This window comes from Ornithinimicrobium sp. (assembly GCF_030537745.1).
Classification (GTDB): domain Bacteria; phylum Actinomycetota; class Actinomycetes; order Actinomycetales; family Dermatophilaceae; genus Ornithinicoccus.
Map to the genome: position 1 here is coordinate 32502 of NZ_JAUNVI010000024.1, position 11309 is coordinate 43810.

15 protein-coding genes are annotated in these 11309 nt (G+C 68.1%); 12 read left to right on the forward strand and 3 right to left on the reverse strand.

The window, feature by feature from the left end:
- Positions 1 to 7: 7 nt before the first annotated feature.
- Entirely contained in the window at positions 8 to 964 is a 957-nt protein-coding gene (locus Q4P07_RS07140; RefSeq protein ID WP_303374218.1) for a hypothetical protein, read from the reverse strand.
- Positions 965 to 1203: 239 nt separating this feature from the next.
- Here Q4P07_RS07140 and Q4P07_RS07145 point away from each other — a divergent pair, with 239 nt between their 5' ends.
- The 5 genes from Q4P07_RS07145 to Q4P07_RS07165 all read left to right on the forward strand — a co-directional run bounded on the left by Q4P07_RS07145 (position 1204) and on the right by Q4P07_RS07165 (position 5778).
- Entirely contained in the window at positions 1204 to 2895 is a 1692-nt protein-coding gene (locus Q4P07_RS07145; protein ID WP_303374219.1) for a 3-hydroxyacyl-CoA dehydrogenase NAD-binding domain-containing protein, read from the forward strand.
- A gap of 57 nt (positions 2896 to 2952) precedes the next feature.
- The gene (paaK, locus tag Q4P07_RS07150) at positions 2953 to 4263 is read left to right on the forward strand and encodes a phenylacetate--CoA ligase PaaK (protein WP_303374231.1); all 1311 of its coding nucleotides are present in this window, start codon (positions 2953 to 2955) and stop codon (positions 4261 to 4263) included.
- A 115-nt stretch (positions 4264 to 4378) separates the two neighbouring features.
- Entirely contained in the window at positions 4379 to 4744 is a 366-nt protein-coding gene (locus Q4P07_RS07155) for a hypothetical protein (RefSeq protein WP_303374220.1), read from the forward strand.
- Positions 4737 to 5399, forward strand: a complete 663-nt coding sequence (locus Q4P07_RS07160; RefSeq protein WP_303374221.1) for a VWA domain-containing protein — start codon at positions 4737 to 4739, stop codon at positions 5397 to 5399. Before Q4P07_RS07155 ends, Q4P07_RS07160 begins: the two co-directional genes overlap by 8 nt.
- A gap of 79 nt (positions 5400 to 5478) precedes the next feature.
- Positions 5479 to 5778 (forward strand): DivIVA domain-containing protein, encoded by a 300-nt coding sequence (locus tag Q4P07_RS07165; protein WP_303374222.1) that lies wholly within the window; start codon positions 5479 to 5481, stop codon positions 5776 to 5778.
- Positions 5779 to 5806: 28 nt separating this feature from the next.
- Here the strand turns inward: Q4P07_RS07165 and galE are convergent, their stop codons facing one another.
- On the reverse strand, positions 5807 to 6829 hold the full coding sequence (gene galE / locus Q4P07_RS07170) for a UDP-glucose 4-epimerase GalE (RefSeq protein ID WP_303374223.1): 1023 nt from the start codon (positions 6827 to 6829) through the stop codon (positions 5807 to 5809).
- A 54-nt stretch (positions 6830 to 6883) separates the two neighbouring features.
- Between galE and Q4P07_RS07175 the strand changes: the two genes are divergently transcribed.
- From Q4P07_RS07175 to Q4P07_RS07195, 5 genes are all read left to right on the forward strand, one after another.
- Entirely contained in the window at positions 6884 to 7270 is a 387-nt protein-coding gene (locus Q4P07_RS07175) for a BlaI/MecI/CopY family transcriptional regulator (protein WP_303374224.1), read from the forward strand.
- 3 nt (positions 7271 to 7273) lie between these two features.
- On the forward strand, positions 7274 to 8263 hold the full coding sequence (locus Q4P07_RS07180; protein WP_303374225.1) for a M56 family metallopeptidase: 990 nt from the start codon (positions 7274 to 7276) through the stop codon (positions 8261 to 8263).
- 121 nt (positions 8264 to 8384) lie between these two features.
- A complete protein-coding gene (locus Q4P07_RS07185; RefSeq protein ID WP_303374226.1) occupies positions 8385 to 8756 on the forward strand; it encodes a hypothetical protein in 372 nt (123 codons plus the stop codon).
- 4 nt (positions 8757 to 8760) lie between these two features.
- Positions 8761 to 9138, forward strand: a complete 378-nt coding sequence (locus tag Q4P07_RS07190; protein ID WP_303374227.1) for a barstar family protein — start codon at positions 8761 to 8763, stop codon at positions 9136 to 9138.
- Positions 9135 to 9650, forward strand: a complete 516-nt coding sequence (locus tag Q4P07_RS07195; RefSeq protein WP_303374228.1) for a ribonuclease domain-containing protein — start codon at positions 9135 to 9137, stop codon at positions 9648 to 9650. The genes Q4P07_RS07190 and Q4P07_RS07195 overlap by 4 nt, the downstream gene beginning before the upstream one ends.
- 47 nt (positions 9651 to 9697) lie before the next feature.
- On the opposite strand, the gene Q4P07_RS07200 is transcribed toward Q4P07_RS07195, so the two are convergent.
- Positions 9698 to 10591 carry a GNAT family N-acetyltransferase gene (locus Q4P07_RS07200; protein WP_303374229.1) on the reverse strand — a complete coding sequence of 298 codons (894 nt, stop codon included), beginning with the start codon at positions 10589 to 10591 and terminating at the stop codon, positions 9698 to 9700.
- 106 nt (positions 10592 to 10697) lie between these two features.
- Between Q4P07_RS07200 and Q4P07_RS07205 the strand changes: the two genes are divergently transcribed.
- Both Q4P07_RS07205 and Q4P07_RS07210 read left to right on the forward strand, forming a co-directional pair.
- Positions 10698 to 10979, forward strand: a complete 282-nt coding sequence (locus Q4P07_RS07205) for a metal-sensitive transcriptional regulator (protein ID WP_303374232.1) — start codon at positions 10698 to 10700, stop codon at positions 10977 to 10979.
- A gap of 73 nt (positions 10980 to 11052) precedes the next feature.
- The gene (locus tag Q4P07_RS07210; RefSeq protein ID WP_303374230.1) at positions 11053 to 11277 is read left to right on the forward strand and encodes a heavy-metal-associated domain-containing protein; all 225 of its coding nucleotides are present in this window, start codon (positions 11053 to 11055) and stop codon (positions 11275 to 11277) included.
- Positions 11278 to 11309: the final 32 nt, after the last annotated feature.

Sequence of the window (11309 nt, forward strand, 5' to 3'; positions counted from 1 at the left end):
GGACACCTCACGCCGAGGCCCGACGCCAACCCCGACCGACCAGGGCTGCCTCGATCTGCCCCAGGAAGTCAGTCGGTCGCAGCCGCCAGCCGAGGATGGGCACCTGGAGGCTGGTGACGTCGTGATCTGCGATGGCCACGTCGTTGGTCCGCAACGCATCCTCGACTCCCTTAAGCCCCTGCAGGTGGTGCGCTCCCTGGATCTCCACATGGACCAGGTAGTCGTCCCAGAAGAGGTCGAGGTAGACCCGTCCGCGTGACCCCGTCCGGACTGCCTGGCTGGTCGGAGGAGGCAGGCCCCGGGCCCGACAGGCAGTGGCGATGTCCAGCTCGTTGATGGAGTGCGCACCGTCGCACACGTCCCTGATCACCGCATCGAGCAGCTGACGACGTCGCGACCGGGCGGTCTGGCTCCAGCGCTCCATCACCTGCGCTGGCGCGACCAGCCTTTGCTGGACAGTCATGGCGACGAGGGTGGCCGCGGCACGGTCGCTCACCGCCCACTCCGCGGCCCTGATCACCGCTACCTGCGGCTTGGTCCGGCGCAAGCCGGTGCTAACGATGGGACCGATGCCGCGACTTCGATGATGCACGACGCCGGGGAGCTCGCGGACCGTGGCATTGTGTGGCACCGACAGGTGCACGACGTCCTGGGTCCAGTGCTGCAGACCGGCGGCGATGAGTGCGCTCGGCCCGTCGAGGACAGCACGTGGCCCCGACTCCCACAATGCTCGCCAGAGGAGCCCCGTTCCCGACGGCTCGGGGCCGTCGACACAGATGGTGTGCGCCCCCGCTTTGCGCCAGACCCCGCGGGTGATCTCCGCCCTGACGTCGTGATCAGTCAGGCCCTCGGCGAGGAGATCGGCCCTTCTGGCTACCCCTGCGTGCTGATCGGCGAGACTGCGACCCACTCGCTGGCGGCGCTCGATCCGCTGGCGAGAGGTGAGGTCACCCACCCGGTTCACGGCGCGCCTCCTGGCGGACACGCATGGTGGAGACGCACGATGGCGACGCTTGGCAGAGACGATGGGGCCAGCATGAGGTCAAACGTCGCAGATCCACCTGTCTCGAGGATGGGCCTATCCACAGGCCCAGCGGATGTCCGTGCTTATGGGCACGTGGGAGTTGCGGCATTCCACAGCTTTCACGTGCCCATAAGCACGGCCGGCGGCAGGAAGGGCGCGCGCCGTGGAAAGGTGAGGCCATGACGAAGCCAGCCGATGTGCCCACGCCCAAGGATCCGACCCGCGCCGACCAACTGTCGGTGGCGGTCATCGGTGCGGGCGCCATGGGTGCGGGGATCGCTCAAGTCGCGGCGGAGGCGGGACATCCCGTGACGCTCGTCGACAGCCAGCCTGGGGCGGCGGACACGGCCCTGGAACGCCTCGTCGCCACCTACGACACGCTCGTCGCCAAAGGTCGCCGCACCCGCGAGGAGGCCGACGCGACGTTGGCCAGGATCAGCACCCTGACGACCGCCGACATGAGGACCCTCCCGCCGGTCGGCCTGGTCATCGAAGCCGTCGTCGAGCAGATCGACATCAAGCGCGCGATCTTCCGGCAACTCGAGGAGGCGCAGTCGCCGACGACCGTGCTGGCCACCAACACCTCCAGCCTGTCGATCGACGCGATCACCGGCGAGGCCACGACGGGTCACGACGCTGCCCTGCACGGCGGTCGCTCCCCCGCCCTGACGCACCCAGGCCGCGTCCTCGGCCTGCACTTCTTCAATCCCCCTGCCCTGATGAAGCTGGTCGAGGTCATCGCGGGCTCCGACTCCGACCCCGCCATCCTCGACGACGCCTGCACGCTCATGCAGAGCTGGGGCAAGACGCCGGTCCGGTGCACGTCTACCCCCGGCTTCATCGTCAACCGCGTCGCCCGCCCCTTCTATGGTGAAGCGCAGCGGATGGTCGCCGAGGGCCTGGCCGACGCCGCGACGATCGATCTGGCCCTACGCAACGCCGGCTTCCGGATGGGCCCGATGGAGCTGACTGACCTCATCGGCCAGGACGTCAACTACGCGGTCGGCGAGTCGGTCTGGCGGCAGACGGGGCAGGACCCGCGCTACGCGCCCACCGACTATCAGCACGACCTCGTGCGATCGGGCCGGCTCGGCCGCAAGTCAGGCCAGGGCGTCTTCCGGTATGACGAATCCGGCACCGCCCTCGACGCACACCCCGACGAGGTGCTCGCCACTCGGCTCGTCGGCGGCCCGCTCCGCACTGACCCCGTCGCCCGCACCGTCGCCATGCTGGTCAATGAGGGCGTCGATCTCGTCGCCCGTGGCGAGGCGACCGCCGCCGACGTCGACACCGCGATGCGTCTGGGCACTAACTACCCCAAGGGACCTTTCGAGTGGCTCGCGGAGATCGGTGCGGACACGATCAGGGCCCAACTGGCCGAGCTGGACGCCGCCTACCCCGGGGGACGCTACCGACCCAGCCCAGCCCTGGACACCGACGACGGCAGCACCGAGGCAGACCTGACCCACGTCACCACCATGTGGGAGCAGGACCAGGCCTCAGCCGCGCTCGGGATCGAGGCGCTCGAGGTCGGTGTCGACGGCGCGAGCGGCCTCGGCTTCGCGCGGACCCGGATGCGGGTCGTGGAATCGATGGTCAACGGGCACGACATCCTGCACGGTGGCTACCTGTTCATCTTCGCCGACTCGACGTTTGCGCTGGCCTGCAACGCCTCCGGGCGACTGACCGTCGCGGCGGCCGCCGACATCAGCTTCCTGACCGCCGGGCATCTCGGCGATGTGCTGATCGCCGAGGCTAGGGAGCGGGTCACCTACGGCCGGAGCGGGATCACGGACGTCACCGTGATGCGCGAAGACGGCGAGATCGTGGCCGAGTTCCGTGGACGAAGCAGGTCCCTCCCCCCTCGTTGACCCACGGGCATACTCTCGTGCTGTAGCCACCATCGACGAAGAGGTGTTTCCGTGCCACTGCCGACCATCACCCCCAGGCCGGACCTGTATGACGACGCCGAACGCTGGTCGGTCGACCAGATGCGCAGCGAGCAGCTCAGCCGGCTGCAGACTGCGGTGCGACGTTGCTACGACAACGTCGGACACTATCGGCGGAAGTTCGACGAGCGTGGTCTCCATCCGGATGACATCACCTCTCTGGAGGACATCCGGCTGCTGCCGTTCACGACCAAGGCGGATCTGCGGGACAACTACCCCTTCGACATGCTCGCGGTGCCGCGGAAGCAGTGCGTGCGGATCCATGCGAGCTCGGGGACCACGGGGCGCCCGACCGTCGTCGGCTACACGCAGGGTGACATCGACATGTGGGCCAACCTCGTGGCCAGGTCCCTGCGGGCGGCGGGGACCCAGCCGGGCGACATGGTGCACGTGGCCTACGGCTACGGTCTCTTCACCGGTGGTCTGGGTGCACACTACGGCGCGGAGCGGCTCGGCTGCACCGTGATCCCGGTGAGCGGCGGCCAGACCGAGAAGCAGATCCAGCTGATCCAGGACTTCCAGCCGGACGTGATCATGGTGACCCCGTCCTACTTCCTGTCGCTGATCGACTACGTGAAGTCGCAGGGTCTGGACCCCGCCGAGACGTCGCTGAAGATCGGTGTCTTCGGTGCCGAACCGTGGACCGAAGCGATGCGGGACGAGGTGGAGGCGACCTGCCAGATGCACGCGACCGACATCTACGGGCTCTCGGAAATGATGGGGCCGGGCGTCGCGCAGGAGTGCGTCGAGACCAAGGACGGGCTGACGCTGTGGGAGGACCACTTCTACCCCGAGATCATCGACCCGATCACGGAAGAACCGATGCCGGACGGTGAGGAGGGCGAGCTAGTGCTCACCGCCATGACACGCGAGGCGATGCCGGTGCTGCGCTATCGCACCCGGGACCTGACCCGCTTGCTCCCGGGGACGGCGCGGCCGTCCTTCCGTCGGATGGCCAAGATCACCGGCCGCTCCGACGACCTGATGATCGTCCGCGGAGTCAACGTCTTCCCGACGCAGATCGAGGAGATCGTGCTCAAGATCGACGGTCTGGCGCCCTACTTCCAGTGTGTGCTCACCCGGCCCGGACGCATGGACCAGTTGACCGTCAACGTCGAGGGCAAGCCCGGGTTGGACCAGGCTCGCCGGGACGCGATCGCCAAGGAGATCGCGCAGCAGATCAAGTCGCGGATCGGCACGACGGCGCAGGTGGTCGTGCTGGCCGAGGGGGGCGTCGAGCGCTCCGTCGGCAAGGCCCGCCGGATCGTGGACCACCGCGACCTGACCTGACCTGAGACGGCTCCGCAGCGGCGGGCTCCATCGGATCCTGCGCGAACGGGCCCCATACGCCCACCCGCGTGCGCAATCTTTGCACATATGCAATTTTTGCGCATAGACTATGAGCATGGACGACGAACTCACCACGCGCTATGCCGAGGCCGTGACCACGCTAGGAAAGGTCGATCTGACCTCCTCCACCGTGGCCGTCACCTCGCTGACGCAGGCCCGTGACGCCGTCCAGTCCGCGCTGGACGAGGCGATGGCCCAGGCCGTGACGCACGAAGGCACGTCAGTGCGCCAGATAGCCGCCCTCGCCGGCATCGCCCCCAACAGCGTCTCTCCTCGACTAGCGCGCTCAGCCACCCTGGCGGCATACAGCCGGGGCGGCCGGGTCGACGCCCAGGGCATCACGCTCGCACGGGCCGACCACCAAGAGGACGCACCTATGCGGTTCGTCCGCCGCAACAGCAAAAGGAACTCCCATGACTAATCCGAACTACACCCACATGGCCTTCCTGCTCGACGCCTCAGGCTCGATGGCCTCCATCAAGAGCGACGTCGAGGGTGGCTTCGACTCGTTCATCGCCGATCAACGCAGCCAGCCGGGCCGCTGCACCGTGACCCTGGCCGACTTCTCCGGCCCGGGTGACTACGTCGTGCGGTATGCCGCCAAGGAGGTGGCCGAGGTCGCCCCACTCTCTCTGCAGCCACGCGGGATGACCGCGCTGTTGGACTCGATCGGCCAGTTGGTCACCGAAACCGGGCAGTTCCTGTCCGACCTCCCCGAGGACGAGCGTCCGGGCCTGGTGATCGTCGGGATCATGACCGACGGGCTGGAGAACAGCTCCCAGGAGTGGACCCACGCGGGGATCAAGACTCTGATCGAGCAACAGGAGCGCAGCTATCACTGGGTCTTCCACTACCTCGGCGCCAATCAGGACGCGATCGAGGTGGGTGCCCACCTGGGCGTGCGCGCCGACACATCCCTGACCTACGCACCCGGAGCGGGCGCCGTGGCGATGGCCGCCTACTCCACGTCGACTGCCTCCCTCCGCAGCGCCGTCGCGCAAGGTAAGGACATCGAGTCTGCGCGTCACCAGTCGGCCTACACCGCCGCCCAGCGCAAGAGTGCCGCCAAGAGCTGAGGCACCCCGGCGATCCACAGCCAGGGCACCGACCCATTGCAGTCAGGCAGATTTCAGCCCGGGGTGGGACGATGTGGGGATGAGTACTGAGGACATCCCGACGGTGCCGGTGCCAGAGGGCGTGAACGAGGGTGATCTGCCCACGCCGGACGGCTTCCCCACGACGCGCGTTCGTCGCGGCTACAACACCGAGCAGGTCGACGGTCTCATCGAGGAGGTCTTTGACGCGGTCCGCCACGGTCAACCCGCCCCCGAGATCGCCAGCGTGAAATTCGAGGGGACTCTCCTCGGGCAGGGTTATCGCGAGGACTCCGTCGATGACTACCTGGACGAGCTGTCTACGGCCATCGGTCAGGAGACGACCCCGGACGCGACGTGAGGCGCGCGCACGCCACCGACTCGTCCGGCTAGCTCGGGTAGCCGTGCGGGTTGGCCTGCTGCCAGCGCCAGGTGTCCACGCACATGTCGTCGACAGTGCGGGTGGTGCGCCAGCCCAGCTCACGCTCGGCCAGCGACGGGTCGGCGTAGGAGGTGGCGATGTCGCCCGGGCGCCGGGCCACGATCTCGTAGGGGATCTCACGCCCGCTCGCCCGCTCGAAGGCCCGCACCAGCTCCAGCACCGAAGTGCCCTGCCCGGAGCCGAGATTCCAGACCGACAGTGGTCGGTCGTGGGTGCTGATCCACTCCAAGGCGGCCAGGTGACCGGCGGCGAGATCCTCGACGTGAAGATAGTCGCGCACCCCACTGCCGTCGACGGTGTCGTAGTCGTCCCCGAAGACGGACAGCTTGGGGATCCGCCCGAGGGCGACCTGCGCGAGGTAGGGCATCAGGTTGTTAGGGATGCCCGCCGGGTCCTCGCCGATCTGCCCGGAAGGGTGCGCGCCGACCGGGTTGAAGTAGCGCAGCAGCGCGACGCGCAGCAGCGGGTGCGCCACCACCGCGTCGCGAAGAATCTGCTCGTTCATCACCTTGGTCCACCCGTAGGGGTTGGTCGCCGACGTCGGCAGGTCCTCGGTCATGGGGACCGGGGCCGACTCGCCGTAGACGGTCGCCGACGAGGAGAAGACCAGGTGTCTCACGTCATACCTGAGCATCGCCTCGGCCAGCGCGAGGGTCGCCCCGAGGTTGTTGCGGTAGTAGTCCAGCGGCTTGGCCACCGACTCGCCGACGGCCTTGAACGCGGCGAAGTGGATCACGGCGTCGATCGGCGCGGCGGGGTCGGCGAACAGCGCGTCGAGCCTGTCGCGGTCGGCCACGTCGAAGGCGTGCACGGTCAGCGGCTGGGACGCTAGCGTCTCGAGCCGGTTGACCACCGTGGGCTTGGCATTGCTGAAGTCGTCGACGATGACGACCTGGTGCCCCGCCGCCAACAACTGCAGGACGGTGTGGGAACCGATGTAGCCGGCGCCGCCGGTGACGAGAACTCGCATGGCCCCTAGCCTAGGCGCCCGCCAACTACGACGCACGAGAGTAGAGTCGCTGGCATGCCCCTACGCTCCAGCGCCCTCGGTGATCTCGAACGAACCGTGATGGACACGCTGTGGGCCCACGGTCCTGAGCTGACCGTGCGGGACGTGATGGAGCTGATGGAGAGGCGAGGGCACAAGGAGCTGGCCTACACCACGATCATGACGGTCCTGGACCGGCTGGCCAAGAAGGACATCACCGACCGCACCCGCGACGGTCGAGCCTGGCGCTACACCGCGGCCTTCTCCCGCGCAGAGCTTGCCGCCAGCGCACTGCGCTCGACGCTGGACAATGTGGCTGCGGACCGCAAGCTGGCGATGCTGCACTTCCTCGACGACGCCAGCCCCGCCGAGATCGACGATCTGCGCGCGGCACTGGCCGAGGTCGAACGTCGGCACAGCTGACCTGTGACGGGCGCCCTCGTCACCGCCGCGCTCATCGGTTGCGCACTGGTGCTGACCTTGCTGGCACCCAACGTGCTAGCCCGGTGGACCGCTCCTCGTCTCGCCCCTGCCCAAGGTTTGCTGCTGTGGCAGTCGATCAGCATCGCCGGTGTGCTCTGCGCCCTCCTGGCGGCACCGGTCGCGGCCCTCACGTTGGGGCTGCGCCAGCCGACCCTGCTCGGTATGGCGATCGCCGTGTCCGCCCTGATGCTCGCCCGGGTGCTCTGGTCGGGGCACCGCGTCGGGACCGACCTGCGGCGGCGCAGGTCGCGACACCGGCTGCTGGTCGACCTCGTTGGTGAGCGGCTCGAGGGCCCGCAGCCGGGCTCGGTCCACACGCCCCGGCCTCTTGGCGGCGTGACTCTGCCGGGGAGCGCCCCTGGCACGCGGGTCGCCGTCGTCGCCCAGGCCAACCCCACCGCCTACTGCCTGCCGGGCCGGCACGACCGGATCGTGCTAAGCCAGGCTGCCCTGGACCGGCTCGACCACGAAGGGCTCTCGGCCGTCCTCGCGCACGAACGTGCCCACCTGGTCCACCGCCACGACCTGTTGCTGGAGCTCTTCACGGTCCTGCACGAGGCGGTTCCCGGTCCCGTGCGCTCGCCCGCTGCACTCCGGGAGGTCCACCTGCTCGCCGAGGCACTGGCGGACCGGGCCGCTGCTGTCGCTTGCGGCGCAACCTCGCTGGCCAGGGCCCTGGTCGCGATGGCCACCCGCGAAACGCCCAACTCACCTGCCACACCGCCCACCACCGCTGCTCCCAGCCAGCGCACGCCCGCGGTCCCGGGGTCGCCATACCCGGACACCGCGGGGGGCGCTGGACAACAGGTGGGGACGCGGCTGCGGCTGCTCGCCGCCCCGTCCGCGCCCGTCCTGCTCGCACCGACGCTCACCGCGCTGGCAGGTCTTGTCGCATTCCTACCCTTCGTCCTGGTCGCAGCACTGCTGATCTGAGGTCCTGCCCCGGCCGGGGGCGGTTGCCGGCACGAGTCAGTCGGGTCAACTGAAGTGGAGACCCTTGGAGGTCGCGCTAGATTGGGCACCAAAGCCTGCGACAACGTCTGAGGAGATGAGCATGAACGATTCGACGGAGATGGGCATGAACGATATGACCTGGGTCTGGCTGTTGATCGCTGCCGTAGTGGTGATCGCGATCATCGTGGCGATCGTGGCCGCCCAAACCCACAAGAAGAGGGAGCTTGCCCGCCAGCAGGCGAGCGAGTTGCGCAGTAAGGCGCAGGGGACGGAAGGGTCGGTCTCTGCCGTCGAGGACCAGGCCCGCGTGCTCCGGGAGCGCGCCGAAGAAGCCCGCGCCCAGGCGCAACAGTTGGAGAACGAGGCGGGCGATGCCGTCCGCAGTGCTCGTGAGCAGCGTGACAGTCTCACCGACGACTACCTCCAGGCCGACGACGTCGATCCAGACGTCAACACGCGTCGACGCGACTGAGAGCTTGTCTTCCGGTGCTGACGGCGCCCTGACTCGGGGCCTGATCGTTGCTTCCGCGGAGAAGGCGCAATTACAGGCGACGAGCTTGAGGGCCCGCGGGTATGCCGTGGCCTGCGCCGTCACGCCCGTCACTGGCGACCTGCGCCAGACGCAGGCGGCGATCGCGCGGACCCTGCGGCTGCCGGACACCGCGGGCACCAATCTCGACGCGCTGGAGGACTCCCTGCGCGATCTCACCGACATCTGGGGTGGACCGGTCGCGCTCCTGTGGGAGGGGGCGGAACACCTGGCGCGCGCGGACAGTCAAGGGTGGTGGGTGCTCACTGACATCCTCGACGCGGCCGACCTGCCGGTGATCGCGACGGGAGCGGCACGCCGGTGAAGCTGACAAAGCCGCTGGCAATCGGAATGCTCATCCTTCTCGCGCTGCTGATCTTGTGGCTGGTGCAGCAGTCGATGGGCGGGAACGCGCCGGACCAGAGCGAGCCGGTGGCCCCGACCACGAGTCGATCGGACGTCACGCCAGGGGTCACGCCCACGGGCGACAGCTTGATCGGCAGCGACGGCCCGACGGGCGTAGACACCCGCGACTGGGACGACATCAACGCCTGCCGTGACCAGACCCTCCCGGACGAGCTCGACCCCGTCGTCAACGACATCGAGGCCGGTGGCCCCTATGAGCACGACGGCAAGGATGGTTCGACGTTCGGCAACCGGGAGAGAGAGTTGCCCCAGGAGTCACGCGGCTACTACCGCGAGTTCACCATCCAGACACCCGGCTCGCGCGACCGTGGCGCCAGGCGGGTGGTCACCGGCGGACCCGAGGAGACCGACCCCGAGGTCTGGTACTACACCGATGACCACTACGCCAGCTTCTGCGAGTTCGCCCCCTGACCGGACGGTCGCCCCTGCCACACCGAACGGCCCGAGAGGACCGATCTTCACCCCTGGTAGGGCTTGCTGCGATAGCCGACGAGCACGGCGTCGCGGGTGAATCCAAAGGACTCGTAGAGGGCTACCGCCGGCGCGTTCTCCTCCTTGACCGTCAGGCTCAGGCTGCCTTTGTCCGACGCGGTGAGGATCATCCGCCCGATCGCAGCGAGAAGCATCTTGGACAGACCGTTTCCGCGGGCCGGCGGGGTGATCGCGATGAAGTCGAGGTAGCCCGCCCCATCCGCCTGCACCTCCGCCGACGCATAACCCAGGATCTCGAACCCGGTGTGGTCGGCTAAGACCAAGGTGACGCGCTCGTCATCCTCAACGAGCTGACGCGCAGTCGCGTAGGTGCCGGGAAAGGCCGCGGTATGCAATTCTGCGATCGGGGGTAGGTCCGCAGCCGTGGCTCGACGTGGCACGTCGCTCGTCGACCCTCCGTCGGGCAATGGCCAGCCCTCATCGCTTCGGGCGACGTAGGCGATATTGACTGCGCTTCGGTGCCAGCCGAGCTCGTCCGCGAGCGCTGAGATGCGCGTGTTGGCGGGGTCCGCGCTGATCTCATGATCATCGATGCGCTCCGAGGTCTGCTCGATCGCGGCGTCGACGAGCGGTCGAGCCCACTGCTCCCAGGCTTCATCGTCCTTCGTCCAGGGACCGTGGATCCAGCTGCGTCCGGTCTCCTCATCGCTGTCGACGACGACCACCCCGACGACGTCCTCCCCACGCACGGCCACCCGCGCCGTCTGGGTCCACGACGGCGACAGCCCCTCCAGCTCCGCCTCGACCCCGGCTGGCTCGGTCCCCAGGTAGGCGCACGCGGTTCGCGGGTCCTGCTGAGCCGCAGTCAAGAGGTCCCGGGCAGCGGCGAGTTGGTCAGCGTCCGGCGTGAGGATCGGCATACCGCCACGATAGGGAGCGTCGTCCGTTCCGTCGCCTGAATTCTTCGCCATCGGTCGCGAAGGAACACGACGGAATACCCCATAGGGGTATGGTGTTTTCATGGCTGTGAACGGTTACGCCCAGTCCAAGGACAACTACCTGAAGCGGTTGCGCCGCATCGAGGGCCAGGTGCGAGGCATCGCGCGCATGGTCGAGGAAGACACCTACTGCATCGACGTGCTCACTCAGGTGAGCGCTGCCACCAAGGCGCTGCACGCGGTCAGTCTGGGACTCCTCGAGGAGCACATCAGCCACTGCGTCGTCGAGGCGGCACAGGTCTCAGACGAGGCCAAGGACGCCAAGGTCCGCGAGGCGGCCGACGCGATCGCACGTCTGGTCCGAAGCTAGCCTCACGTTCGTCCCGTTCAGATCCACCCAGCATCACGACATACCGTCAACACCTCACCCTCCAAGGAGAACTATGGACACCCAGACCACCAAGATGATCGTTTCCGGTATGACGTGCGGCCACTGCATCGCATCCGTCACCGAAGAATTGAAGGCCGTCGAGGGCGTGAGCGAGGTCCGCATCGATGATCTGGTCAAGGGCGGCGACACCGAAGTGTTCGTCGACTCCGACGGCCCCCTCGACATCTCCGCTGCCACCGCCGCGGTCGCCGAGGCCGGCTACGCAGGCCGCGTCTGACCACGCAGTCCTTTCTGGCATGAACGACCGCC